Source organism: Sphingomonas kyeonggiensis (assembly GCF_014204495.1).
GTDB classification, from domain to species: Bacteria; Pseudomonadota; Alphaproteobacteria; order Sphingomonadales; family Sphingomonadaceae; genus Sphingomonas; species Sphingomonas kyeonggiensis_A.
In genome coordinates, this window is the sequence record NZ_JACHLN010000001.1 from 224,687 (window position 1) to 249,987 (window position 25,301).

The following is a 25,301-nucleotide window of genomic DNA, read 5'->3' on the forward strand; positions in this document are numbered from 1 at the left end:
CGGCTTCCCTGTTCCGCTGGCTCTTTCCGTTCCCCGGCGAAGGCCGGGGCCCAGGGTCACAAGCGAGACGGCAGAGAAACCCTGGGCCCCGGCTTTCGCCGGGGAACTGCTGAGCAGCTGGCCCGCCTTCGCCCGAGATCCCGGCTTTCGCTATCCCCCCACCGCGCGCAGCACGTCGGATGCCAGGTCGGCTGCGACCTCGGCATGGGCGAGGCGTTCCAGCGCTTCGTGCTGGAGCCGGGTCAGCGTGGGGATCAGCGCGTCGCGGCGGGCCTCGGCGGCGCGGATGCGGGGGAGATAGCGGCGCTCGAGCTTCTTGAGCCGGGCGACGTCGGCCACCGTATCGACATGGATGATCAGATCCTGCTCGCCGTCGAAACAGGTGGCCGAGGGGATCTGCCGCTCGGCATCGCGGTAGCGCTGGCGCAGGGCATGGACCTCCGCCTCGCTGGCGATGAAGCGCTCGAGCGGATCGGCGCGGAGCAGGGGCGCGAACAGCTGGGGCATGTTGGGCGGCCAATCGAGCGCATGATCCTGGACCGGATCGATCGCGAAACCGGTGACGCCCACGCCCCAGCCACTGACCGGATGCGGCGAGATATCGGTGAGCTGGCCCGAGGGCGCACGCCACACCGCATGATGCCAGCCGAACAGCGCGATGCCGGGTATCTCGACCAGCATCCAGCCGAACACGCAGGCCCCGCCCTGCAACCGCACCTGATCGCGCACATTCCAGTAGCAGCGGCCGCGGCGGCTGCCGGGCAGCGGATAGCGCGGCACCGCGATGGCTTCGGCGGTGCCGAGCCGGGCAAGCAGCGCTGCCAGCGCCGGATGATCGAGACCGGCGTCCCGATGAAGCAATCCCAAAGCAAGTCCCCCCGGACTCTTGCGCGGGCACGGATCCCCCGATCCCGCGACACGCGCAGCAAGAGCACCCCCGACGCCGATTGGCGCAACATGCGGTGCGGCCCCGTGCGACCCGAGACCCTGTTTGCGGATTTGTTACAGCGCCCGAACGACCGCGTCAGGCAAGGTGCCGCCGAAATGGGTCAATCCTGGCGCGATAGGCACGGTTTTCCGCCAGATTGAGTAGATTCCGGAAAGCCGCCGGCCGATCGGCTTCGACACCGCGCCGGTTCCATCGCCCGATTGCCAATGCCCGCGCACCGGCTAGGCTGGCCGTTCGAATATCGGGGGGATCATGAAGAATCTTGTTCGTGCGGCAATGCTTGCCGCATCGGCCATGCCGGCCATTGCCTATGCCCAGAGCGAGGATGCGCGCAAATTCGGCGCGCGGGAGTTCATCCAGCAGATCAGCCTGTCGCCGGACGGCACCCAGGTGGCGATGCTCCAGCCCGTTTCCGGGCGGGGGGACGCGCTGATGGTGGCGAACCTGGAGACGGGCGAATCGAAGATGGTCCTGAATTCCAGCGGCGATCCCGATCAGATCACCAGCTGCCGCTGGGCCAGCACGACGCGGCTCGTGTGCAACATCTACATGATCGGGAAGCTCGACAAGAAGCTGGCCTTCACCCGGATGGTGTCGCTCAACGCCGACGGATCGGACCTGAAGCTGCTGAGCCAGCGCGACAGCGCAACCGCGCTGGACATCATCCAGTCCGGCGGCGACATCATCGACTGGGGCCCGGACGGATCGAACGGATCGGTGCTGATGACGCGCGAGTTCGTGCCGGAATATTCGACCGGCAGCCATGTGGCGAACGCGCGCGAGGGGCTGGCGGTGGAGCTGGTCGATGCGACCACGCTGAAGCGCAAGCTGGTCGAGTCGCCGCGCGGGGGCGCGAACGAATATATCAGCGACGGCCATGGCAATGTCCGCATCATCGGCTTCGCCCAGGCGCGCAACGAAGGCATGCTGACCGGCAATTACAGCTATCAGTATCGCACCGCCGGCGATCGCGACTGGAAGAAGCTGGGCGACCTGGTGAGCGATGGCGGGGGCGGCTATTCGGGCTTCAATCCCTATGCCGTCGATCGCGATGCCAATGTCGTCTACGGCTTTGACGACAAGGACGGTCGATCCGCGCTGTACAGCATCGCGCTGGACGGCAGCCTGACCCGCAAGCTGGTGTTCGCGCATCCCGAGGTCGATGTCGACGGGCTGGTGCGGATCGGGCGGCAGCGCCGCGTGGTGGGCGTGAGCTATGCCACCGACAAGCGGACCACCGAATTCTTCGATCCCGAGCTGCAGAAGCTGCGCAACGCATTGGGCAGGGCCCTGCCCGGCAAGCCGCTGGTCACCTTCATCGATGCCAGCGCCGACGAGAAGAAGCTGCTGCTGTTCGCCGGCGGCGACACCGATCCCGGCACCTATTATCTGTACGACAAGACCAGCAAGCAGCTGGGCGAGGTCATGCCGCTGCGCCCGCCCCTGGCCGAGACGAAGCTGGCATCGGTCAAGCCAGTGACCTTCCCCGCCGCCGACGGCACCCAGATCCCCGGCTATCTGACGCTGCCGGTGGGAAGCGACGGCAAGAACCTGCCCGCGATCGTGATGCCGCATGGCGGGCCGGGTTCGCGCGACGAATGGGGCTTCGACTGGCTGGCGCAATTCTATGCCGCGCGCGGCTTTGCCGTGCTCCAGCCCAATTTCCGCGGATCGACCGGCTATGGCGATGGCTGGTTCCAGAAGAACGGCTTCCAGTCCTGGCGGACCGCGATCGGCGATGTGAACGATGGCGGGCGCTGGCTGGAGAAGCAGGGCATCGCCGCGCCGGGCAAGCTGGCGATCGTCGGCTGGTCCTATGGCGGCTATGCGGCGCTGCAGAGCCCGGCGCTCGACCCCGACCTGTTCAAGGCGATCGTGGCGATCGCACCGGTGACCGACCTGGAGACGCTGCGGAACGAGGCGCAGGGCTTCACCAGCTACAATATCGTCAGCAAGTTCATCGGCAGCGGGCCACATGTGAAGGAAGGCTCGCCCGCGCAGAACGTCCAGAAGATCAAGGCGCCGGTGCTGATGTTCCATGGCGACCAGGACCTGAATGTCGGCATCGGCGAATCGCGGATGATGGCCAGCCGGCTGCGCGGTGCGGGCAAGCCGGTGGAACTGGTGGAGTTCAAGGGGCTCGACCACCAGCTCGACGACGACAAGGCGCGCACCCAGATGCTCGACAAGAGCGATGCCTTCCTGCGGGCGGCGCTGGGGCTGGCGGCGAAGCCCTAGGGCCGTTGGACCTCCCTTCCCTGGAGGGGAGGGGAGCAAAGAAAAAGGGCGGCCCCGAAGGACCGCCCTCTTTTCTCGTTCCCGAAGGAAGCGAACCTTAGCGCGAGTAGAACTCGACCACGAGATTCGGTTCCATCTTCACCGGGTACGGCACCTCGTCGAGGGTCGGCACGCGGGTGAAGGTGATCTTCGAGGCGCCGTCCGGCGACACGTAATCGGGGATGTCGCGCTCGGCGAGGCTCTGGGCTTCCATCACCAGCGCCATTTCCTGCGCCTTCGGACGGAGCGACACGGTCTGGCCCGGCTTGATGCGGCGCGAACCGATGTTGCACTTCTCGCCATCGACCAGGACGTGGCCGTGGTTGACCAGCTGGCGGGCCGCGAAGATCGTCGGCGCGAACTTGGCGCGGTAGACGATCATGTCGAGGCGCTGCTCGAGCAGGCCGATGAGGTTCTGCGACGTATCGCCCTTCATCTTCGAGGCGTCTTCATACGCCTTCTTGAACTGCTTCTCGGTGACGTCGCCGTAATAGCCCTTGAGCTTCTGCTTGGCGCGCAGCTGGATGCCGAAGTCCGACATCTTGCCCTTGCGGCGCTGGCCGTGCTGGCCCGGGCCGTATTCGCGCTTGTTCACCGGGGACTTCGGACGGCCCCAGATGTTCTCGCCCATGCGGCGGTCAAGCTTGTACTTTGCGCTGGAACGCTTCGACATTTGTAATCCTTGCAATCGCTGACAACGTGGTTCCCGGTATCCGCCTGCTGCTCTCGAGGAGAGGCAGGGCCGCCGCTTCACCGGGGTGCGGGGCCATTGCGAAGGGGCGCGGTTAGCGGCGGGGGGCGGCGGAGTCAAGTTGCGCGGCGCCGCTGGACAGCAGGCCCCTGCCCGGCCAAGGAGCGGGCATGCAAGAGATACTCGACCCCGAAGCCTGCACGACGATGATCGAAGTCCGTGCCGGCGTCGATGCGGTGGACGCGGCGCTGGTGGCGCTGCTCAAGCGCCGCTTCGGCTATATGGATGCCGCCGCCCGCATCAAGCCCGAGCGCGGCCATGTCCGCGACGAGGCGCGCAAGGCCCAGGTCATCGACAATGCACGCGCCCATGCCCGCGCGGCGGGCATTCCCGACGCGGCGATCGGCGACATGTGGGAAACGCTGGTCGAAGCCTCGATCGCCTATGAGTTCGAGGCGTTCGACCAGCGCTGAGACAGCCTATTCCTTGTTGAAGCTGTCGTTCGGCCCGAGCGTCCGCTGATCCATCGCGCGATTGGCGCGATCGGAAGTGGCGGCGCTGAGCTTGGCCCATTCCTCGCGGGTCAGGCAGTATTTCTTGCGCAGCAGGATCGAGCCGGTCTGCGCGACCATGCGGCAGATCTTCTTGTCCGACTTCGCCTCGGGCGCAGCCGCGTCCTGGGCGATCGCGGGCGTCGCGACGGCGACGAGCGCGCAGAGCATGATGAGCTTCATGGATTCCCCCTCCCGGAATGCCGATCGATCGCCGCGGATCAATTGCCCCCGGCGCCGGTGCCGCTGCGCGGACGGTTGCTGAGCGCGCGCTCGGCATTCTCCGAATTGGCGGCGCTGATCTGGCGCCACTCTTCCTTGGTGTGGCACTCGCGCTTGCCCATGATCGAGCCGGTGGTGTCGACCAGGCGGCAGATCTTCTTCTCGGGCTTGGCATCGGGTGCCGCCGGGGCCGGAGTCGCCTGCTGGGCGAGGGCGGGAACGGCGAAGGCAACACACGCGAACACAACTGCGAACTTCATCCAGCTTCTCCACTGCGAGGGGAAGGCGCTCCTGTTCGTACCGGCGCCGTTTCTCCGTTGCCGGGCCCCACCAGCAACCAGAACCGGACTATGCGACACGAAACGTACCGGAACCCCCTCCCGCTACGAAAGATTCGTGCAACATAACGCGCTTTCGCATATGCGAAAAGAAGAAGTGTGTTGCAGTTGTGTATCAGCCGGAACGGTGGCGTTTCTTGCCTTCAAGGGCGGAAAGCACCCCGCGCAGGGTGCGCAGTTCCTGTGACGACCAGCCCGGCTTGGTGAGTACCGTGCGCAAGGTGCGCTTGGTCGAGGGCACGCGATCGGGCGGGAAATAATAGCCCGATTCGTCGAGCATCGCGTCGAGCTGGCCGATCATCCCGTCGAGCTCGTCCTGCGGCGCGGGGGGATCGATCTCCTCCTGGGTCGGCTGGGCGAGGCTCTGGCCCTTGGACCATTCGTACGCGACCAGGATCACCGCCTGGGCGAGGTTGAGCGAACCGAATTCGGGATTGATCGGCACGGTGACGATCGTGCGCGCCACCGCGACGTCGTCGGTCTCCAGACCCGAGCGCTCGGGACCGAACAGGATCGCCGAGCGGCCTTCCTCGCGGTGGATCTCGCGCGAAGCCTCCTCGGGAGTCATCACCGGCTTGGTCACGCCGCGCTTGCGCACCGTGGTGGCATAGACATGCGCGCAGTCGGCCACCGCATCGGCGACCGTCTCATAGACCTGGGCCTTTTCGAGCACGATGTCCGCGCCGCTCGCGGCCGGGCCGGCGCTGGGATTGGGCCAGCCGTCACGCGGGGCGACGAGGCGCATCTCGACCAGCCCGAAATTGAGCATCGCGCGCGCGGCCTTGCCGATATTCTCGCCGAGCTGCGGGCGGACGAGGACGATGACCGGAGGCTGGCTCACTGTTTGCCAACCTCACTGACATTGCCGGCGAATTCCTCGAAATCCCTGGCCTCGGTAAAGTCCTTATAGACCGAAGCGAAGCGGATATAGGCGACCGAATCGAGGCCCTTGAGCCCCTGCATCACCAGCTCGCCGATCTTCTGCGAGGGGATTTCGCTATCGCCCATCGTCTCCAGCTGGCGCTGGATGCCGGATACGAGCTTCTCGATCTGCATCGCGTTGACCGGGCGCTTGCGGGTGGCGACCGAGATCGAGCGGACCAGCTTGTCGCGATCGAACGGCTCGCGCTTGTCCTCGCTCTTGAGGACGGTGAGTTCGCGCAGCTGGATGCGCTCGAACGTGGTGAAGCGCGCGGCGCAGGCCTCGCACTGGCGCCGACGACGGATCGCCGCCCCGTCTTCGGTGGGGCGGCTGTCCTTTACCTGGCTGTCTTCATGTCCGCAGAAGGGGCAGCGCAATCCTTAGAGCTCCGGATAGATGGGGAAGCGCTCGCACAGCGCGCGGACGCGCTCGCGGACATTCTGCTCGACCTGGGCATCGCCCTGCTCGCCATTCTTCTTGAGGCCGTCGAGCACATCGGCGACCATGTTGCCGATCTCGCGGAACTCGGCCGGGCCGAAGCCGCGGGTGGTGCCCGCCGGCGAGCCGACGCGGATGCCGCTGGTCTTGACCGGGGGCAGCGGATCGTTGGGGATGCCGTTCTTGTTGCAGGTGATCGCCGCGCGCTCGAGCGCCTCGTCGGCGTCCTTGCCGGTCACGCCCAGCGGGGTGAGGTCGATCAGCGCGAGGTGGGTGTCGGTGCCGCCCGAGACCACCGCCGCGCCGCGCTCCTTGAGCGTGGCCGCCAGGATCTTGGCATTCTCGACGATCGCCGCCGCATAGCCCTTGAACTCGGGCTGGAGCGCCTCGCCGAACGCGACCGCCTTGGCGGCGATGACGTGCATCAGCGGGCCGCCCTGCAGGCCCGGGAACACCGCCGAGTTGATCTTCTTGGCGATCGCCTCGTCATTGGTGAACACCGCGCCGCCGCGCGGGCCGCGCAGCGTCTTGTGGGTGGTGGTGGTGACGACATGGGCGTGACCGAACGGCGTCGGGTGGACGCCGCCGGCGACCAGGCCGGCGAAGTGCGCCATGTCGACCATGAAGATCGCGCCGACTTCATCCGCGATCGCGCGGAACTTGGCGAAGTCGATATGGCGCGGATAAGCCGAGCCGCCGGTGATGATCAGCTTGGGCTGGGTCTCGCGGGCGAGCTTGGCGACCTGGTCATAGTCGATCAGGTGGGTGTCGGGCGTGACGCCATACTGGACCGCGTTGAACCACTTGCCCGACATCGCGGCGCGCGCGCCGTGCGTCAGATGGCCGCCCGAATCGAGGCTGAGGCCCATGATCGTGTCGCCGGGCTTGACCATCGCCAGCATGACGGCGCCGTTCGCCTGCGCGCCCGAATGCGGCTGGACGTTGGCGAACTCGCAGCCGAACAGCTGCTTGGCGCGATCGATCGCCAGCTGCTCGACTTCGTCCGACGGGTGGCAGCCCTGGTAATAGCGCTTGCCGGGATAGCCCTCGGCGTACTTGTTGGTGAAGACCGAGCCCTGCGCTTCGAGCACCGCCTTGGAGACGATGTTCTCCGAAGCGATCAGCTCGATCTGATACTGCTCGCGCTTCAGCTCGTGCTGCACGCCGGCGAAGACCGCCGGATCCGCCTCGGCAAGCGAGCGGGTGAAATAGCCATCAGGCTGCGCGCCGAGGTTCACGGGGTTGGTGCTCATGCAGGGGTCCCTTCAGGATGGCTGAGCTTTTCGACCCGACGCTGGTGGCGGTCGCCGAGAAACTCGGTTGCGAGGAAAGTCGTGATGCAGGCCTTGGCCATCTCGATGCCGACAAGGCGGGCGCCGAGGGCCACGACATTGGCATCGTTATGCTGGCGCGCAAGGCTGGCCGAGAGCGGCTCGGAGACGAGCGCGCAGCGGGCATGCGGGTTGCGGTTCACCGCGATCGAGATGCCGATGCCCGAGCCGCAGAGCGCAACGCCCTTGTCGGCCTGGCCATCCTCGATCGCCTTGGCAAGACGATAGCCATAATCGGGATAATCGACGCTCTCGGGTCCGTTGGTCCCGAGATCGAGCACTTCATGCCCTTCGTTACGCAACCATTCGGCGAGTTCTGCCTTCATGGCGTAGGCGGCATGGTCCGAGGCGATAGCGATGCGGTGCGACATGCGCGCTCCCCTACGCCGCAAGGACCGTGCTGGCTAGACCGACTATTCGGAGAGAAAGATGCGCAAGACGATTTTCGCCCTGCTTCCGGCCCTGGCCCTGGGCGTCGCCGCCTGTTCGCCGAGCACCGAGAGCAATCTGAGCAATTCGCTCGACCGCACCGGCGACTCACTGGAGAACAGCATGAACGACATGGGCGACACGCTGAGCAACGCCGCGGACGATGCCGGCGACGCCTTCGACAACACCGCGAGCGACATCGGGAACCGCGCCGAGCATGTCGGCAACGCGATCGACGAGGCGACTCGCTGATGCGCGCGCTGCTGATCCTGGCGCCCGCGCTGGCGCTCGCCGCGTGCAACGCCGCCGACAAGGCCGCGGACGCGACCGCCAATGCCACCGAGACCGCCGGCAATGCCGCGGCGGCGGTGGGCGATTCGTTCGCCAATGCGGTGAGCGAGGGCGCCTCCAGCCTGAAGAACGAAGTGAGCGCCAAGCCGGTGGACCGCGACGACTGGGTCGGCCGCTGGAAGGGCGTGGAAGGCACCTATCTGGTCGTGTCGAAGGGCAAGGATCCGGGCATGTACAAGCTCGAGATGCAATACACGCTCGACGACAAGGGAACGTTTGACGGCAAGGGATCGAGCGAAGGGATTTCCTTCGAGCGGCCGGACGGCGACTTCACCCTGCACCCGAGCGACGGCGACGCGACCGGGCTGAAATACCTGGCGGGCAAGAAGGACTGCCTGACGGTGAAGACCGGCGAAGGCTATTGCCGGGATTGATCCCTACCCCTCCCTATCAATCCGTCATCCCCGCGCAGGCGGGGATCCAGAGCCGGAGGCGACATCGCTTGTGACCCTGGATCCCCGCCTTCGCGAGGATGACGTTTGGGAGTGAATACCTCAGCGGCGTGCGCCCACCCCCTATCGGGTGGAGTTGTCGATCCCCAAAGCCGACCCAGATCCCCGGTGAAGGCCGGGGCCCAGTTGCGATGTCATTCGAGGGGTTCCGGCGCCATCGATACTGCGCCGAGACTGGGCCCCGGCCTTCGCCGGGGATCTGGTCAGCCTATGCCGATTACGATCGTGCCGTTTTCAGCCACCCCCGCGCCCGCGCTTCCGCCGCATAGGTGGCGCTGACCGGCACGCTGCCGCCGCCCGCCAGCAGCAGGCGCCATTTGCGGCCGTCACGCTCGGCGCTTTCGACTGCTTCGGCCGCGACCCAGGCGCCGCGATGGACCTGGAGGCCTTCGATGCCGGCGACTTCCTCGAGCGCGTCGCCAAAGCGGTAATGGAGCAGCGCGCTGGTCCCGTCGCGGCGGTGGATGCGGCAATAATGGTCCTCGGCCTCGATGGCGGCGAGATCGCAGGCGGCGACGCGGGCGCGGGCGAGCAGGCCGGTCTCGGCGCGGACCGGGCGCATCCGGCGGAGCAATATCCAGGCGACCGCCGAGCAGACGGTGAAGATCACCGCGCTGATCGCCGCCGCCCTGCCCCACACGTCGAGCGGCATCGCGCGCATCTCGAAACCGATCAGCCGGCCACAGGCCCAGATCTCGAAGGGGAGCGGCAGGTTCAGGGGGATGGTGCCGAGCAGCGAGATGCGCGGCCAGTCGGTCGGTTTGCGCACGCCCCAGGCGAAGAGCAGCTGCCATTTGAGCGCGTTCCAGCCCATCAGCAGCAGCCAGAAGGCGGCGCGAGTGTGGAGCGGCAGGCGCGCGGTGCCGAAGCCGCCGGTGACGGTCATCAGCGCGGCGGCGGCGAGGCAGGCGACCCAGAGCAGCGGGAAGCCCGGTATCGGCTTCCGGGGGAGTGCGCGTTTCGCGAAGCCGAGGACGCGCTTCGCGAAACCGCGCTTGCCGGCGGTGCGGGCGGCGGGGCCAGTGCGGAGCGACCGGGCGGCGGGCATGGCGGACAGGCTGCCATGCGTGGGGGCTTGGGACAACATGGAGATAGTGATGTTCGGGAAAGCCAAGTCCCTCTTTTTCGTCATCCCCGCGAAGGCGGGGATCCAGAGTCGCAAAGGATATCGCTCTGTTACCCTGGATCCCCGCCTTCGCGGGGATGACGGGAATGGGATTGTCGCCGGGTTGAAGATTGCCCTCGCCGCGCTTGCCCTCGCCTTGCCCGCCGCCGCGCAGGCCCAGCATGCCGACAAGGCCGCGATGGCCGCGCAGGTGGAGGCGGCGCACAGGCTCGACTGGATGCACGGCAAGTGGCGCGGCGAGGCGCGGATGAAGATGCCGGGGGCGCCGGAACAGGTGGTCACCCATACCGAGCGGGTCGGCACGCTGCTCGACGGCACGATCACGGTGATCGAGGGCAAGGCGTTCAACCCGGACGGCAGCGTGCCGTTCAACGCCTTTGCCGTGGTCTCCTATGATCCGCAGACCAAGACCTATCTGATGAACAGCCATACCGGCGGGCGTTCGGGCAATTTCCCGCTCACGGTCAGCGAAACCGGCAAGGGCTATGTGTGGGAAGTGCCAGCCGGGCCCAAGGCGAAGGTGCGCTACACGGCGGTGTTCGACGGCACGACCTGGACCGAGACCGGCGATTTCGTTGCCGAGGGGCAGCCAGGCCGCCCCTTCTTCAAGATGGTGCTCAAGCGCGTCGGCGACAGCGACTGGCCGATGGCCGGAAGCATGACACGGGATTGATTTTACTGGGCTCCTGCCACTAGGGGCGCCTCGGGGGGTGGCGACGCAAGGGACGTTGCGGGTGCTGCCATGAGCCCCTAAAGTGACGCCGGTTCGTCACAAAGGGGTAATAGGGCGTGGCGGACCACCGCTCGCCCGCGGGGCGTCCAGGAGCTACTGATGGGTTCGATTACCAAGACGCCGAAGAATGTCGCCGTCCGCGGCGCCGTGCATCGCCATGAGCACATGACCAAGGAAGGCCTGCTCGAGCGCGCCTTTACCTTCGCGTTCCGCGGGCTCGTCTACCCGCAGATCTGGGAAGACCCGGTGATCGACATGGAAGCGCTGCAGCTCCAGCCGGACCATCACATGGTGACCATCGCCTCGGGCGGCTGCAACGTCTTCTCGTACCTGACGGCGAACCCGGCGAAGATCACCGCGGTGGACCTGAACCCGGCGCATATCGCGCTCAACAACCTCAAGAAGCAGGCGGCGCTCAACCTGCCCGACTATGCTTCGTTCCACCGCTTCTTCGGCCAGGCCAACAAGGCCGAGAATGTCGAGGCCTATCGCCAGCATATCGCGCCGCACCTCGATGCGCCGTATCGCGACTATTGGGAGCGCCGCGGCCTGAACGGCACGCGCCGCATCGATGCGTTCAAGCACGGCTTCTACAAATACGGGCTGCTCGGCCGGCTGATCGGCTTCGTCCACTGGCTGGCGAACCGCTACGGCATCGATCCGCGCGAGATCCTCGCGGCGAAGAATATCGAGGAGCAGCGCCAGATCTTCGAGACGCGCTTCGCGCCGTTCTTCGAGAAGAAGTTCCTGCGCTGGCTGGTCGACCAGCCAGCCGCGCTGTTCGGCTTCGGCATTCCGCCGGCGCAGTATGACCTGCTCAAGATCGACGACCAGGCGGGGATCACCGGCGCGCTGCGCAGCCGCCTCAAGAAGCTCGCCTGCGACTTCGACCTGAAGGACAATTTCTACGCCTGGCAGGCATTCGGCCGCGGCTATGGCGAAGGGCCGGACGCGCCGCTGCCGCCCTATCTGGAGGCGAAGAACTGGGACGTGGTGCGCGAACGCGCCGACCGCGTCGAGATCCGCCACACCAACTATGCCGATTATCTCGAGACGATGCCGGCCCAGTCGCTCGACCGCTATATCCTGCTCGACGCGCAGGACTGGATGACCGACGAGCAGCTCACCCGCATCTGGGGCGAGATCACCCGCACCGCCAAGCCGGGTGCGCGCGTGCTCTATCGCACCGCGGCGATCCCCGATGTGGTGAAGGGCCATATTCCCGACGAGCTGATGAACCAGTGGGAATATGAGGACCAGGCCAAGCTCGACGACTGGACGCGCCGCGACCGCTCCTCGGTCTATGGCGCGACCCACGTCTGGACGCTGAAGCCGCACGCATGAGCGCCGCCACCGGGGACGCCGACCAGAAGGGGCTGATGGACGCGACCTACGCGCTCCATCGCCACTTCTACGACTTCACGCGGAAGTTCTACCTGCTGGGGCGCGACGCGCTGATCCGCGGGCTGAACCCGCCCAGGGGCGGCACGGTGCTGGAGGTGGGCTGCGGCACGGCGCGCAACCTGATCGTGGCGGCGAAGCGCTTCCCCGAGGCGCGCTTCTTCGGCTTCGACATCAGCGAGGCGATGCTGGAGACGGCGCGCGCCTCGGTCGAGAAGAATGGCCTCAGCGGCAAGATCACGCTGGCGCAGGCGGACGCGGGCGCGTTCGACGTGAGCACGCTGTTCGGGGTCGAGAAGCTCGACCGGGTGTTCATGAGCTACACGCTCTCGATGATCCCGCCCTGGGTGGAAGCGATCGAGCTGGGCGCGAAGGCGCTGGCGCCGGGCGGCAGCCTGCACATCGTCGATTTCGGCCAGTATGAGAAGCTGCCGAAGTTCGCCAGGCGACTGCACTTCAAATCGCTCAACGACTTCCACGTCTATCCGCGCGACACGCTGCCCGCAGTGCTCAAGCGCATCGCCGAGGAGGAAGGGCTGCGGCTCGACTTCCGCTCGACCCTGCGCGGCTATGTGTGGAGCGCGACGCTGACGCGGGACTGAGCTTGGCCCGGCGCATCGTCCTGTACGGCGCGCTGCTCGCGGCGGGGACGCTGCTGCTCCAATGGCTCGACTACCAGCGGCTGGTGCGCTCGCACATCGGCGACGTCTATGTCTTCCTGATCGCGGGCGGCTTCCTGGCGCTGGGCATCTGGCTCGGCGTGCGCGGGATCGCCCGGCCGGCTCCGCCCGGGTTCGACGGCAATCCGCAGGCGGTGGCGGCGCTGGGGCTGTCGCCGCGCGAGCTGGAGGTGCTCGACCAGCTGCTCGCCGGGCGATCGAACCAGGAAATCGCTGACGTGCTGGGCGTGTCGCTCAACACGGTGAAGACGCATGTCGCGCGGCTGCTCGAGAAACTGGGCGCGAAGCGACGCGGCGACGCCGTAGCGCGGGCACGCGAACTGGGGATCCTGCGCTAGTTTCACGCAAATCATCCTTTCGGGGGATTGCCGCAGCGGCTTGCGGCGCGGCTGATCGGGGCGCAACCTGACCCGAGGGGAGAAACGAAATGCTGCGCACCAGCCTGACCTATGGCGTAATCGGCGGGCTGATCGCCGGGGGCGTGCTGTCCGTCGTCGTGCTCAACTTCGAAGGCGCCACCGGCCAATACGGCATGGCGATCGGCTATCTGATCATGCTGATCGGCCTGAGCACCATCTTCCTGGCGATCAAGCGCCAGCGCGACTTGGCGGGCGGCGGCGTGATCCGCTTCCTGCCCGCGCTCGGCATGGGGCTGGCGATCAGCCTGGTCGCCGGCATCGTCTATGCGATCTGCTGGGACCTGGCGCTCGCCACGATCGGCATCGACGCGTTCATCGACAAGTTCGCCGGGGCGATGCTCGAGGGCAAGACCGGCGCGGAGCTGGCCAAGGCGCAGGCGGAGATGGAAGGCTTCCGTACCGCCTATCACAACCCGTTCTTCCGGCTGCCGATGACCTTCACCGAGATCTTCCCGGTGGGCGTGATCGTGTCGCTCGTCTCGGCGCTACTGCTGCGCAACAGCCGCTTCCTGCCGGCGGCGCGGGTGGAGGAAGAGCAAAGCTCGGAAGCGTGAACAACCTAGCTCCCCGGCGAAAGCCGGAGCCCAGGGCCGCAATCAAGTCGGATGAGAAACCCTGGGCCCCGGCTTTCGCCGGGGAACAGGAAGGAAATCACGCCGCGCGGCGGAGTTCCAGGCGGCCCCAGATCTCGACCAGCGCATCGACCAGCTCGCGCATCATGCTCTCGTCATGCGCGGGGCCGGGGGTGAAGCGCAGGCGCTCGGTGCCGCGGGGGACCGTCGGGTAATTGATCGGCTGGACGTAGACGCCATATTCGGCGAGCAGGATGTCGCTGATCTTCTTGGCCTTGACCGGATCGCCGACCATCAGCGGCACGATGTGCGTGGTCGATGGCATCACCGGCAGGCCAGCCTCGGCCATCATCGCCTTGAGCTTCGCCGCCGCCGCCTGCTGGCCGTCGCGCTCTTCCGACGAGCCCTTGAGGTGGCGCACGCTCGCCAGCGCGCCGGCGACGAGCACCGGCGAGAGCGAGGTGGTGAAGATGAAGCCCGGCGCATAGCTGCGGATCACGTCGATGATCATCTGGTCGGCCGCGATATAGCCGCCCATCACGCCGAACGCCTTGCCGAGCGTGCCCTCGATGATCGTCAGACGGTCGGCCAGCCCCTCGCGGTCCGAGATGCCGCCACCGCGCGGGCCGTACATGCCGACGGCATGGACCTCGTCGAGATAGGTCAGCGCATTGTATTTGTCGGCCAAGTCGCAGATCTCGGCGATCGGCGCGATATCGGCGTCCATCGAATAGACGCTCTCGAACGCGATCAGCTTGGGAACGCCCGGATCATCCGCCGAGAGCAGTTCCTCGAGATGGGCCAGGTCGTTGTGACGGAAGACGCGCTTCTCGCAGCCCGAATTGCGGATGCCCGCGATCATCGAGGCATGGTTCAGCTCGTCAGAATAGACGATGCAGCCCGGCAGCACCTTGGCGAGGGTGGAGAGCGTCGCTTCGTTCGAGACATAGCCCGAGGTGAAGAGCAGCGCGTTCTGCTTGCCGTGGAGATCGGCGAGCTCGGCCTCCAGATCGATATGGTAATGGGTGTTGCCGCCGATGTTGCGCGTGCCACCCGAGCCGGCACCGACGTCGTGGAGGGCTTCCTCCATCGCGGCGATCACCTTCGGGTGCTGGCCCATCGCCAGATAATCGTTCGAGCACCAGACGGTGATCGGCTTCGGGCCGTTATGGCCGGCGAAGCAGCGCGCATTGGGGAACATGCCCTTGTTGCGCAAAATATCGATGAAGACGCGGTAGCGGCCCTCGGCATGCAGCCGGTCGATCGCGGACGTGAAAACCCGGGAATAATCGACGGGCGCTGTGCTGTCTGCGCTGTGCATATCGTGTTCCTACCGCCAAAGTCCGGCGATTTCCAGTTGGACATAATGCCTAATCGGACCGGAATTTAGCGCCTTTGATCCAAAGCAAAATCCGGTTTGGCCGGAATTGATATGCGTTGGTTCGGAAGTCGATCCCGCTGTGGTACATTGATCGCATCGCGGGCGAGTCGGCACCCAAGCATAGCCCGCGGCTGAGAGACTAGGGCTCCCGCTTGCGAATGGAGCATCCGCAATGAGCTCGAGAGACATAGAATATTACCGGAAGCGCGAGCGCGAGGAGCGCGAGCATGCGGCGCGCGCCGACGACACCACGGCACGGCGCGTGCACCAGGAAATGGCCGAACGCTATTCGGCACGGCTGCGCGACATGGTCGCGACGGTGCCGGTGGCGCAGGCCTGAGGTCAGCTTTTGCCCCCTGACCGTTCCCCGGCGAAAGCCGGGGCGCAGAGTCACAAGCGACTCGGATGAGAAACCCTGGGCCCCGGCCTTCGCCGGGGAACCGCAGGTGCTCGGGAGCCTCCTGGAGAGAGCTTACAGCGACTCGATTCCCGCTAGCCCGTAGCGCGCCAGCGCGGGGACGAGCGCATCGGTGCGGGCGCTGCGGGCGGTGAAGACCGCCTTGCCCGGAACCGGAGCGGCCGGCCATTGCTGCCCTTCCGTCAGATAGGCGACGCGCCGGGCGATGCCGGGGCCGCCATCGACGAAGCGGACCGGATGCGGCGCAGCGGCGGCGAGCTCGGCCTCGACCAGCGGGAAATGGGTGCAGGCGTTGACGATCACGTCGATCCGCTCGCCGCCCGGCTGGTCGAACAGCCCGGCGAGCACCGCGCGCATCCGCTCGGGCACCGGCGCCACGCCCTCCAGCGAAGCTTCGGCGATCTCGACCAGCTCGGCCGAGCCGTGGCGCAGCACGATGCAATCGCCGGCGAAGCGTGCGGCGAGATCGTCGACATAGGGCTGGCGGACGGTCGCCTCGGTGCCGAGCACACCGATCACGCGGCTCCGGCTGATTTCGGCGGCGGGCTTGATCGCGGGAACAGTGCCGACGATCGGCACGTCGAGCGCTGCGCGGACATGCTGGAGCGCGATCGTGGAGGCGGTGTTGCAGGCGATGACGATCAGGCGCGGATCATAGCGCTCCGCCAGTCGCCCGAGCAGCGCCGGCACGCGCGCGGCGATCTCGCCTTCGCTGCGGGTGCCATAGGGGAAGCCCGCCGAATCCGCGACATAGACCAGCGGCGCATGCGGCAGCAGCGCGGCGGTGGGCGCCAGCACCGAAAGCCCGCCCATGCCGGAATCGAAGAACAAGATGGGGCGATTGTCGGTCATCGCCGCGGGGCATGGCTCCGCAGCCGGTGAGCGTCAACCGCCCCGAGTTTCGGAAACACCCCCGAGGGGGATTCTATCTGGCCTCGATTCCCCTGATGCTGCGCGTGGCGCCCGGCCTTGAGGCAACTCAATCCTCCCCCGGAGGGGGAGGGGGACCAGCGCAGCTGGTGGAGGGGTATTCTCCGCCAGCGACATGGCCTGCGGCGCGCTACCCCTCCCCCACCAGCTTCGCTGGCGGTCCCCCTCCCCCTCCGGGGGAGGATTGCAGCACTACCGCGGTCGACGGGCTCAAATCAGTTGCGCGGCTTCCAGTTGGCCGGGATGCCCATGGCGAGGACCATCGGGCGGCGCGTGGCGATATATTCGTCCTTGCTCACCTTGCCGTCGCCGTTGGTGTCGAAGCGGGCGAGGAACATCCGGCCGCCCTGCTCCGCCCCGACATCCTTGCGCGGGCCGTTGTTGACGCTGACCGAGGCGCGCGGCGCCTCGTTCGCCTCGAGATAGCCCGACTTGTCCTTGTCCATCGTCGCGAAGCTCTGCGCGAGATAGGCAGTGGCCTGCTCCGGCGTGGCGGGCACGAACGGCCCGTCATACATCTTCATCTTCTGCTGGGGCGCGGGCGCGCTCTGCTGCGGTGCCGGGGCGCCGTGCAGCGTGAGGGCCAGGGCGGCCGCCGCGATCGTGATGCTCATTGCAATTCCTCCAATCCACCACCGGCGCCTTCCGCCGGGACACCACCAGCGTCTCTCGCTGGGGTGAAGCGTGATGTGCAGCCTTGCGGGATCGATCACGAGGTCCGCCGCATGGGGTACCAGCGCCTGGGACTGGGACTCGGCCTGGACGAGCAGCCGTGCCGCCTGGAGCGAGGAGGAGAGGCCGAGCTTGGTGCGGGCCATCTTGAGCCGCTTCTCCACCGCGTGCGGCGAGACGCCGAGCTCGATCGCCATTTCCTTGGCGGTCTGGGGAAGCAGGCGGCGGCGCAGGCATTCCTTTTCGTTTTCGGTCAGCCGGCTGATCGCCGCCTGCATTCGCTCATCCAGCACCAAACGCTCCCCGACACCCGCAGCACCCACGCACTTCGTCGCGCCACGCTAGGGCAAAGTCGAGTTTCGCCCAAGTCGGAGCGATTGGTACCCCATCCACATTGCGCGACCGTGGCCAGCCACTATGTTGGCACCGGATTGGGGGAGCGGATTTCTTGACCTTCGAAACTGCCATCGGCCCGGCCGGCGTATTGCTGCTCGGTTATCTGCTGGGCTCGATTCCGTTCGGCCTGTTGCTGACGCGCTTCTTCGGCGCGGGCGACCTTCGCCAGATCGGCTCGGGCAATATCGGCGCCACCAATGTGCTGCGCACCGGCCGCAAGGGACTGGCGGCGGCGACGCTGCTGCTCGACCTGGCCAAGGGCGCGGCGGCGGTGCTGATCGCGGGCGCGCTGATCCCCGGCGGCGGTGTGCTGGGCGGCCTGGCCGCGTTCATCGGCCATTGCTACCCCGTCTGGCTCAAGTTCAACGGCGGCAAGGGCGTGGCGACGATGATGGGCGTCGTGCTCGCGCTCCACTGGCCCTCGGGCATCGTCTTCGCAGTGGTGTGGCTCGGGCTGCTGGCGGCGCTGCGCATCTCCTCACTCGCCGGCATGAGCGCGGCGATCAGCGCGCCGGTGAGCGCCGCGTTCTTCGGGCGGATCGACCTGGTGCTGATGCTGCTCGCGCTGGCGATGATCGTGCTGTGGAAGCACCGCGCCAATATCGACCGGCTGCTCAACGGCACCGAACCGCGCGTCGGCGGCAGCAAGAAAAGTGCCTGACAGGCGCGAGGCACAGCTCAGGCTGCTGCGCTCCGCCAATATCGGCCCGGTCACCTATCGCCAGCTGATCGCCCGCTTCGGCGATGCCGAGGCGGCGCTCGATGCGCTGCCGACGCTTGCCGCCCGGGGCGGTGGGCGCGCGCCGGTGATCGCCGATCCGGGCGCGGTGCGGCGCGAGATCGCGACGGTCGAGAAGCTGGGCGCTCGCTACCTGTTCCTGGGCGAGGACGATTATCCGCCGCTGCTCGCCGAGCTGGACAGCGCCCCGCCGGCGCTGATCCTGCGCGGACGGCTGGCGCTGCTCGAGCGACCGGCGGTGGCGATCGTCGGCGCGCGCAATGCCTCCGCCGCCGCCTGCCGCTTCGCCCGGCAGATCGCGCTGGGACTGGCCGAGGCGGGGGTGACAGTGGTCTCCGGGCTGGCGCGCGGGGTCGACACCGCGGCGCATATCGGATCGCTGGGCAGTGGCACCGTCGGCGTGATCGCCAGCGGAATCGACATCGCCTTCCCGCCCGAGAATGGAGCGCTGCAGGAGCGGGTGGCACAGGACGGACTGCTGCTCGCCGAGCAGCCGCCGGGCACCGAGCCGCTGGCGCGCTTCTTCCCCTCGCGCAACCGGATCATCGCCGGGCTGGCGCTGGGCACGGTGGTGGTGGAGGCGGCACCGCGATCGGGCTCGCTGATCACCGCGCGGATCGCGGCCGAGGCGGGACGCGACGTGATGGCCGTCCCCGGCTCCCCGCTCGACCCGCGGGCGCAGGGCTGCAACCTGCTGATCCGCGAGGGCGCTACCCTGGTGCAGGGCGTGGACGACATCCTCGAGATGGTCCGCCCGATCGATCCGCGCGCGGTGCGGGCGCCGGCCAGTGGCTGGCAGGGGCCGCCGCCCGAGGAGGCGAGCGATGCGGACCGGCGAGCGGTGGCAAGGCTGCTCGGGCCGGTGGCGGTGAGCGTGGACGAGCTGATCCGCCAATCGGGGCTGGCCCCCGCGGTGGTGCAGACCGTCCTGCTCGAACTGGAGCTGGGCGGGCGGCTGGAACGGCATGCCGGCGGGCGGGTGAGTTTGGGAAGCTAAGGGGGAATATGGAGCAGAAGATCGATACCGCGCTGATCGTGCGGAACAGCTTTGCGCTGCTGCAGGCCAACCTGCGGGCGACGCTTGTCGCCATGCTGACGCTGGTGGCGGTGGCCACCGCGGCCGATACGATCGGTTCCGAGGGCGCCGGGCTCAACCTTGCCATCGGGATCGGCACGATGTTCGCGCAATATGCCGTAACCCGCGGGGCGCTGCGGAGTGCCGGACTGCTCGATGCGGAAGGACGGGCCGGGCGAGCCGGAGCCTTCGCCCTCGCGACGATCCTCAGCAGCCTGGGCATCGCGATCGGCTTCGTCTTCCTGATCCTGCCCGGCATCTACCTCTGGGCACGCTGGTCGATGGTGGCACCGCTCACCGTCGGCGAGGGCATGAGCAGCAACCAGGCGATGCGGGAAAGCTGGTCCCGCACCCAATCGCTGGTCGCACCAATCTCGGCGGCGCTGCTGCTGTTGAGCGTCCCGCTGCTGCTGTTCGTGGGAACCGTCTTTTTCTATCCCGATTATGGCCCCGTGCCGATCGGGCTGGCACTGCTCTCGAACCTGCTCATCTATACCGCGCAGGCCCTGATCTGGCACGCCGCGGTGGCGATCCATCAGCTGACCCGAAGCCCGTCAAACGATCTTGAACAGGTCTTCGCCTGACGGCCCTAGCAAGTTTCGCCCCCGTTCCTACATCCCGGCCACAACCCCAGGGAGACTTCCGACATGGCCGATGCACCCGATCCCGCCAACAACCAGCCCGCCGGCTATGTCCTGCCCAAGGTCTGGGTTTGGGAAGCCGGCAATGGCGGCGCCTTTGCCAGCATCAACCGGCCGGTCTCGGGCGCGACCCATGAGAAGGTGCTGCCGGTCGGCGAGCATCCGATCCAGCTCTATTCGCTCGGCACGCCCAACGGCCAGAAGGTGACGATCATGCTCGAGGAGCTGCTCGCCGCCGGCCATGCGGGCGCCGAATATGACGCCTGGAAGATCAATATCGGCGAGGGCGACCAGTTCGGCAGCGGGTTCGTCGGGATCAACCCGAACTCGAAGATCCCGGCGATGGTCGATCATTCAGTGGACCCGACGATCAGCGTGTTCGAGAGCGGCGCGATCCTGGTCTATCTCGCCGAGAAGTTCGGCGCCTTCCTGCCGACCGATCCGGCCAAGCGCGCGGCGACGATGAGCTGGCTGATGTGGCAGATGGGCTCGGCACCGTTCCTGGGCGGCGGCTTCGGCCACTTCTTCGCCTATGCGCCGTTCAAGATCCAGTACGCGATCGATCGCTACGCGATGGAAGTGAAGCGCCAGCTCCATGTGCTCGACACGCACCTGGCGAGCAATCGCTACATGGTGGGCGACGAATACACGATCGCCGACGTCGCGATCTGGCCCTGGTATGGCGGCGTGGCACGCGGCGATGCCTATGCGGGTGCGGCCGAATTCCTCAACATCGGCGAGTATGCGCATTTCAATCGCTGGGCCGCCGAAGTCGGCGAGCGCGAGGCGGTGCAGCGCGGCCGACTGGTCAATCGCGGCTCGGGGCCCGAGGACCAGCGCGTGCCGGAGCGTCACTCGGCGGCGGATATCGACGCGGTGCGGGCGAAGATGCTGGCCTAACGGCCGACATACTCCACCCGCGCGGTGCCCGAGGCCCAGACGGGCAGGTAGAGCCCCTGCCCGCTGGCCTTGATCGCGCCGGTGCGGACATCGGCGATGTCGGCGCGGATCACGAAGTCGCCGGCGCGCTTGCTGACGATCGCGCGGCGGACCTTGCCGAGCAGCTTCTCGAAGTCGCGGGTGAAGTTCTGGGTGAGTTCCCCGGCCAGAACCTCGGACACAGCCGGCGCCTGGACGAGGCGGACGAGCAAATCGCCGCCGATCCCGTCGGTATCGCCGTTGACCGCCAGCTGCTCGAAATGGACGCGCTGCGAGCCCGGGGTGTTGACCGGCAGCGCGGTGAGCCAGACCAGGCCGTGCGTCTCGGTGGTGCTGTTCTGCGGGCGCGCGGCGATGGTCAGGCCGACCGCGATGCGGCCGCCGGTGGTGCCATAGCCGGTGACCTTGTCGAACCGCGCCACCACCGGGCCGATGCCGGGCAGCTCGAACGGGCGGGCGGCGCGCTTGGCCAGCGCCTTTTTCAGCACCGGCTCGAGCTGGGCATAGTCGGCGATCACCGGAATGAAGAATTCCAGCTTCGATCCGGCAGCGTCATGGGCGAGGGGGGGCAAGGGGGAGGGATTCGGATCCTCGGGGCGCGGGCCGACAAATGTCTCGGTAAGCGCCGACAGGCCGAGGCTGAGGCGCAAACGGTTGCCGGAAAGGCTGTAACCACCATAACTCAGCTTCTGCGGCGTGATCCGCATCCAGACGGGCGGGTTCTGCTCGTTCAGCGCCAGCGAGGTGAAGCTCTGCCGCCAGGCATCGGCGACGCGGGCGCGGATGTTCACCTTTGCGATCTCCTGCGGCAGCTTGCGCTCGAGATCGCGGACAATGGGCCCGAGCTTCTCGTCGGCCTTGTCGGTGAAGGTGATGCGGCGGCCGAGGAAATCAATGCCGGGCGGCGTGGTCCAGCTATAGGCGAGGCGGACGGTGGCACGCGGCTGCCAGTTGTCGGTGACCGACAGACGGATGCGAGCGCGGACCATCGCCGATCCCGTCGCGGTCTCGCCCTTGAGGAATCCGCCGACATGGCGCGCGGCGATATTGGCGCGGATCGGCACATCGGCGACGATGTCCCTGCCCTCGCCGCGCAGGCGGATGGCGGAGCGCGTGACGGTGCCGACCACGGTGCAACCGAGATCGGGGCTGACCTTGATCTTCGCCTTGAACAGCTTGACCCGCTGGGCGGGCACGCATTTGTCGATCTGCTGGTTGATCGACCAGAGCGTGCGCGGCACCGCCTGCTCGATCGCGCGGCTGATCACCGAGACATGGACGTCGAGCGGCACATCGATCGCGGAGACCTGCTTCGGCACCTCGACCTGATCGGAGGCGCGCGGCGGCGGCTCTACCTTCCCTTCGAGCCTGGCCCGCAACCAGAGATACCCGCCACCGACGCTGGCCAGCAGGAGCACGAGGATGCTTCCGAATATCCACCAGCCGCGCTGCCCGCGGCGCGGCGTCGGCGAAACAGTCTCGTCGAGCAATCTTTGGCTCCCCCTGGACGTGCCGAAGTGATACCCGCGAAGCGTTACCAAGTTCCAGATCAACCGGGTTGACGGCCCCCGCCGCCGCTCCCCACCTTACACGCGTACACGTGAGGACCGCTTACCCCCCATGCAGCTCGTCATCGTAGAATCGCCCGCCAAGGCGAAGACCATCGAGAAATATCTCGGCAAGGACTACCGGGTCCTCGCCTCCTACGGCCATGTCCGCGACCTGCCGGCGCGCGACGGCTCCGTCGACCCCGAGGAGGGGTTCGCGATGGAATGGGAGACCTATGCCGACAAGTCGAAGCAGCTGAAGGCGATCGCCGACGAGGCGAAGAAGGCCGATCGACTGATCCTCGCGACCGACCCTGATCGCGAAGGCGAGGCGATTTCCTGGCATGTCCAGGAAGTGCTGCGGAACAAAAAGGCGCTGCCCAAGGAAGTGGAGCGCGTCACCTTCAACGCGATCACCAAGCCGGCGATCCTGACCGCGATGGCGCAGCCGCGCGAGCTGGATACCGACCTGATCGACGCCTATCGCGCCCGCCGCGCGCTCGACTATCTCGTCGGCTTCACCCTGTCGCCGGTGCTGTGGCGCAAGTTGCCCGGCGCCAAGTCGGCCGGCCGCGTCCAGTCGGTCGCGCTGCGCATCATCGTCGATCGCGAGCGCGAGATCGAAGGGTTCAAGCCGCAGGAATATTGGTCGGTCACGGCCGACATGGAGCAGGACGGCACGCCCTTCCAGGCGCGCATGGTCAAGTACAAGGGCGACAAGCTCGACCGCCTGTCGATCGGCGACGGCAAGACCGCCGAAGCGGCGAAGAAGGCCGTCGAGGAAGGTCGCTTCACCGTGGTCTCTGTCGAGACCAAGCCGGCGATGCGCAATCCGGCCGCGCCGTTCACCACCTCGACGCTGCAGCAGGAAGCCGCGCGCAAGCTGGGCTTCTCGGCCAGCCACACCATGCGGATCGCGCAGGGCCTCTACGAAGACGGCGCGATCACCTATATGCGTACCGACGGCGTCCAGATGGACCCGAGCGCGATCCAGGACGCCCGCAAGGCCGTGGCGGCGCGCTATGACGGGTCGTACGTGCCCGACAAGCCGCGCATCTACACCGCCAAGGCGAAGAATGCCCAGGAAGCGCACGAGGCGATCCGCCCGACCGATTTCAGCAAGGACCGCACGGGCTCGGGCGACCACGCCAAGCTGTACGACCTGATCTGGAAGCGTGCGCTCGCCAGCCAGATGGCCTCGGCCCGGATGGAGCGCACGACGATCGACCTGGAAGACGCGACCAGCCAGCACGGGCTGCGCGCCACCGGCCAGGTGGTGATCTTCCCCGGCTATCTCGCGCTCTATGAGGAAGGCCGCGACGACGAGGGCGACGAGGATTCGCGCCGCCTGCCGCGGATGAGCGAAGGCGCGACGCCGGCCAAGAAGGCCGTCAACGCCGAGCAGCATTTCACCCAGCCGCCGCCCCGCTTCTCCGAAGCGTCGCTGGTCAAGCGGATGGAAGAGCTCGGTATCGGCCGCCCCTCGACCTATGCCTCGGTCATCCAGGTGCTCAAGGACCGCGCCTATGTCCGCCTCGAGAAGAACCGCTTCTTCGCCGAGGAGAGCGGGCGGCTGCTGACGGCGTTCCTCGAGCGCTTCTTCCAGAAATACGTCAATTACGACTTCACCGCCGAGCTGGAGGAGGAGCTGGACGACGTGTCGGGCGGCCGGGCCCAGTGGCAGGCGGTGCTCGAGGCGTTCTGGAAGGACTTCAAGCCGCGCACGGCCGATGTGATGGAGCAGAAGCCGTCGGACATCACGGCTGCTCTGGACGAGTTCCTCGCGCCCTATCTGTTCCCGGAAAAGGCGGACGGCAGCGATCCGCGCCTGTGCCCGAATTGCGGCAATGGGCGGCTCGCGCTGCGCGGCGGCAAGTTCGGCGCGTTCATCGCCTGCTCCAACTATCCCGAATGCAAGTACACGCGGCGCTTTGCCCAGCCGGGCGGCGAGAGCGGCGAGGACAGCGGGCCGGAAGTGCTGGGCCAGGATCCGGACACCGGCCTGAACGTCGAGCGCAAGTCGGGCCGGTTCGGACCGTACATCCAGCTTGGCGAAGGCAAGGAAGCGGCGCGCGCCTCGATCCCGAAGGACGTCGAGCTCGACCTGGAGATGGCGCTGAAGCTGCTCAAGCTGCCGCGCGTGATCGGCGACCATCCGGAGACCGGCAAGCCGATCACCGCCTCGATCGGCCGCTACGGGCCGTATCTGGCGCATGACGGGAAATACGCCCGCCTGCAGGGCACGATGGAAGTGTTCGAGACCGGCATGAACGCCGCGGTGGTCAAGCTGGCCGAAGCGGCGAACAATGCCGGGCGCCCGGCACGCGGAGCAAGCCGCGAGCCGCTCAAGGTGCTCGGCAAGCATCCGCGTACCGAGGCCGAGATCAAGCTGATGGATGGCCGCTACGGCGCGTACGTCACCGACGGCGAGACCAATGCCACGCTGCCCAAGTCGATCGACAAGGACCAGCTGACGCTCGAGGAAGCCGCCCAGCTGATCGACGCCCGCGCGGCGGCGGGTCCGGCCAAGGGCAAGGGCAAGAAGAAGGCGCCTGCCAAGAAGGCTCCGGCCAAGAAGGCGGCGGCTCCGAAAAAGGCAGCTGCGAAGAAGCCGGCTGCGAAGAAGACCGCGGAATAATAGCCGTCATCCCGGCGAAAGCCGGGATCTCCTGCGGCTCTAT

The 25,301-nt window shown here is 67.1% G+C and carries 28 protein-coding genes; 15 read left to right on the forward strand and 13 right to left on the reverse strand.

Translation table 11 applies throughout. From position 1 onward, the window contains the following. Positions 1-150 precede the first annotated feature (150 nt). Positions 151-861 (reverse strand): hypothetical protein, encoded by a 711-nt coding sequence (locus HNP52_RS01070; RefSeq protein WP_184161258.1) that lies wholly within the window; start codon positions 859-861, stop codon positions 151-153. Between the two features lie 340 nt (positions 862-1,201). On the opposite strand from HNP52_RS01070, the gene HNP52_RS01075 reads away from it, so the two are divergent. Further along, on the forward strand, positions 1,202-3,187 hold the full coding sequence (locus HNP52_RS01075) for a S9 family peptidase (protein WP_184161261.1): 1,986 nt from the start codon (positions 1,202-1,204) through the stop codon (positions 3,185-3,187). Between the two features lie 97 nt (positions 3,188-3,284). Here HNP52_RS01075 and rpsD read toward each other — a convergent pair whose 3' ends face one another. Further along, a complete protein-coding gene (gene rpsD, locus HNP52_RS01080) occupies positions 3,285-3,899 on the reverse strand; it encodes a 30S ribosomal protein S4 (protein ID WP_184161264.1) in 615 nt (204 codons plus the stop codon). A 188-nt stretch (positions 3,900-4,087) separates the two neighbouring features. Here rpsD and HNP52_RS01085 point away from each other — a divergent pair, with 188 nt between their 5' ends. After that, a complete protein-coding gene (locus tag HNP52_RS01085; RefSeq protein ID WP_184161267.1) occupies positions 4,088-4,390 on the forward strand; it encodes a chorismate mutase in 303 nt (100 codons plus the stop codon). Between the two features lie 6 nt (positions 4,391-4,396). On the opposite strand, the gene HNP52_RS01090 is transcribed toward HNP52_RS01085, so the two are convergent. The 6 genes from HNP52_RS01090 to rpiB all read right to left on the reverse strand — a co-directional run bounded on the left by HNP52_RS01090 (position 4,397) and on the right by rpiB (position 8,090). Continuing rightward, positions 4,397-4,651: a hypothetical protein gene (locus tag HNP52_RS01090; RefSeq protein ID WP_184161271.1), complete on the reverse strand. Its 255-nt coding sequence runs from the start codon at positions 4,649-4,651 to the stop codon at positions 4,397-4,399. A 38-nt stretch (positions 4,652-4,689) separates the two neighbouring features. Further along, positions 4,690-4,950 (reverse strand): hypothetical protein, encoded by a 261-nt coding sequence (locus HNP52_RS01095; RefSeq protein ID WP_184161274.1) that lies wholly within the window; start codon positions 4,948-4,950, stop codon positions 4,690-4,692. Positions 4,951-5,143: 193 nt separating this feature from the next. Further along, the gene (locus tag HNP52_RS01100) at positions 5,144-5,869 is read right to left on the reverse strand and encodes an RNA methyltransferase (protein ID WP_184161277.1); all 726 of its coding nucleotides are present in this window, start codon (positions 5,867-5,869) and stop codon (positions 5,144-5,146) included. Further along, complete coding sequence (nrdR, locus tag HNP52_RS01105; protein ID WP_184161279.1) at positions 5,866-6,327, reverse strand: transcriptional regulator NrdR; 462 nt, start codon at positions 6,325-6,327, stop codon at positions 5,866-5,868. Before nrdR ends, HNP52_RS01100 begins: the two co-directional genes overlap by 4 nt. 3 nt (positions 6,328-6,330) lie before the next feature. After that, positions 6,331-7,641, reverse strand: coding sequence for a serine hydroxymethyltransferase (glyA, locus tag HNP52_RS01110; protein WP_184161281.1), 1,311 nt, complete (start codon positions 7,639-7,641; stop codon positions 6,331-6,333). Beyond that, a complete protein-coding gene (gene rpiB, locus HNP52_RS01115; protein ID WP_184161284.1) occupies positions 7,638-8,090 on the reverse strand; it encodes a ribose 5-phosphate isomerase B in 453 nt (150 codons plus the stop codon). Before rpiB ends, glyA begins: the two co-directional genes overlap by 4 nt. 58 nt (positions 8,091-8,148) lie before the next feature. Here rpiB and HNP52_RS01120 point away from each other — a divergent pair, with 58 nt between their 5' ends. Both HNP52_RS01120 and HNP52_RS01125 read left to right on the forward strand, forming a co-directional pair. Then, the gene (locus HNP52_RS01120) at positions 8,149-8,400 is read left to right on the forward strand and encodes a hypothetical protein (protein ID WP_184161287.1); all 252 of its coding nucleotides are present in this window, start codon (positions 8,149-8,151) and stop codon (positions 8,398-8,400) included. Next, entirely contained in the window at positions 8,400-8,873 is a 474-nt protein-coding gene (locus HNP52_RS01125; RefSeq protein WP_184161290.1) for a hypothetical protein, read from the forward strand. Before HNP52_RS01120 ends, HNP52_RS01125 begins: the two co-directional genes overlap by 1 nt. 295 nt (positions 8,874-9,168) lie before the next feature. Here the strand turns inward: HNP52_RS01125 and HNP52_RS01130 are convergent, their stop codons facing one another. Continuing rightward, positions 9,169-9,999: a LytTR family DNA-binding domain-containing protein gene (locus tag HNP52_RS01130; RefSeq protein ID WP_184161293.1), complete on the reverse strand. Its 831-nt coding sequence runs from the start codon at positions 9,997-9,999 to the stop codon at positions 9,169-9,171. Positions 10,000-10,180: 181 nt separating this feature from the next. On the opposite strand from HNP52_RS01130, the gene HNP52_RS01135 reads away from it, so the two are divergent. The 5 genes from HNP52_RS01135 (at position 10,181) to HNP52_RS01155 (ending at position 13,864) form a co-directional block, all read left to right on the forward strand. Further along, the gene (locus HNP52_RS01135) at positions 10,181-10,750 is read left to right on the forward strand and encodes a DUF1579 domain-containing protein (RefSeq protein ID WP_260395854.1); all 570 of its coding nucleotides are present in this window, start codon (positions 10,181-10,183) and stop codon (positions 10,748-10,750) included. A 159-nt stretch (positions 10,751-10,909) separates the two neighbouring features. Next, complete coding sequence (locus tag HNP52_RS01140; RefSeq protein ID WP_184161298.1) at positions 10,910-12,154, forward strand: DUF3419 family protein; 1,245 nt, start codon at positions 10,910-10,912, stop codon at positions 12,152-12,154. Further along, entirely contained in the window at positions 12,151-12,813 is a 663-nt protein-coding gene (locus HNP52_RS01145; RefSeq protein ID WP_184161301.1) for a class I SAM-dependent methyltransferase, read from the forward strand. Before HNP52_RS01140 ends, HNP52_RS01145 begins: the two co-directional genes overlap by 4 nt. A gap of 2 nt (positions 12,814-12,815) precedes the next feature. Next, entirely contained in the window at positions 12,816-13,229 is a 414-nt protein-coding gene (locus HNP52_RS01150) for a response regulator transcription factor (RefSeq protein ID WP_260395855.1), read from the forward strand. Between the two features lie 89 nt (positions 13,230-13,318). After that, positions 13,319-13,864, forward strand: a complete 546-nt coding sequence (locus tag HNP52_RS01155) for a DUF4199 domain-containing protein (RefSeq protein ID WP_184161304.1) — start codon at positions 13,319-13,321, stop codon at positions 13,862-13,864. Positions 13,865-13,961: 97 nt separating this feature from the next. Here HNP52_RS01155 and hemA read toward each other — a convergent pair whose 3' ends face one another. Next, positions 13,962-15,203, reverse strand: coding sequence for a 5-aminolevulinate synthase (hemA, locus tag HNP52_RS01160; RefSeq protein WP_184161307.1), 1,242 nt, complete (start codon positions 15,201-15,203; stop codon positions 13,962-13,964). 232 nt (positions 15,204-15,435) lie between these two features. Between hemA and HNP52_RS01165 the strand changes: the two genes are divergently transcribed. Further along, positions 15,436-15,603 carry a hypothetical protein gene (locus tag HNP52_RS01165; protein ID WP_184161310.1) on the forward strand — a complete coding sequence of 56 codons (168 nt, stop codon included), beginning with the start codon at positions 15,436-15,438 and terminating at the stop codon, positions 15,601-15,603. A 132-nt stretch (positions 15,604-15,735) separates the two neighbouring features. Here the strand turns inward: HNP52_RS01165 and murI are convergent, their stop codons facing one another. Next, positions 15,736-16,533 (reverse strand): glutamate racemase, encoded by a 798-nt coding sequence (murI, locus tag HNP52_RS01170; RefSeq protein WP_184161313.1) that lies wholly within the window; start codon positions 16,531-16,533, stop codon positions 15,736-15,738. A gap of 293 nt (positions 16,534-16,826) precedes the next feature. Next, complete coding sequence (locus HNP52_RS01175) at positions 16,827-17,576, reverse strand: EF-hand domain-containing protein (RefSeq protein WP_184161315.1); 750 nt, start codon at positions 17,574-17,576, stop codon at positions 16,827-16,829. A gap of 155 nt (positions 17,577-17,731) precedes the next feature. Between HNP52_RS01175 and plsY the strand changes: the two genes are divergently transcribed. The 4 genes from plsY to yghU all read left to right on the forward strand — a co-directional run bounded on the left by plsY (position 17,732) and on the right by yghU (position 21,034). After that, a complete protein-coding gene (gene plsY, locus HNP52_RS01180; protein WP_260395856.1) occupies positions 17,732-18,340 on the forward strand; it encodes a glycerol-3-phosphate 1-O-acyltransferase PlsY in 609 nt (202 codons plus the stop codon). Beyond that, positions 18,333-19,415, forward strand: coding sequence for a DNA-processing protein DprA (dprA, locus tag HNP52_RS01185; protein WP_184161318.1), 1,083 nt, complete (start codon positions 18,333-18,335; stop codon positions 19,413-19,415). Before plsY ends, dprA begins: the two co-directional genes overlap by 8 nt. An 8-nt stretch (positions 19,416-19,423) precedes the next feature. Beyond that, complete coding sequence (locus HNP52_RS01190; protein ID WP_184161321.1) at positions 19,424-20,077, forward strand: hypothetical protein; 654 nt, start codon at positions 19,424-19,426, stop codon at positions 20,075-20,077. 63 nt (positions 20,078-20,140) lie between these two features. Further along, entirely contained in the window at positions 20,141-21,034 is an 894-nt protein-coding gene (yghU, locus tag HNP52_RS01195; RefSeq protein WP_184161324.1) for a glutathione-dependent disulfide-bond oxidoreductase, read from the forward strand. Here the strand turns inward: yghU and HNP52_RS01200 are convergent. Further along, the gene (locus tag HNP52_RS01200; RefSeq protein WP_184161327.1) at positions 21,031-22,563 is read right to left on the reverse strand and encodes a DUF4403 family protein; all 1,533 of its coding nucleotides are present in this window, start codon (positions 22,561-22,563) and stop codon (positions 21,031-21,033) included. The genes yghU and HNP52_RS01200 overlap by 4 nt on opposite strands. Before the next feature lie 130 nt (positions 22,564-22,693). Between HNP52_RS01200 and topA the strand changes: the two genes are divergently transcribed. After that, positions 22,694-25,258 carry a type I DNA topoisomerase gene (gene topA, locus HNP52_RS01205; RefSeq protein ID WP_184161330.1) on the forward strand — a complete coding sequence of 855 codons (2,565 nt, stop codon included), beginning with the start codon at positions 22,694-22,696 and terminating at the stop codon, positions 25,256-25,258. Positions 25,259-25,301: the final 43 nt, after the last annotated feature.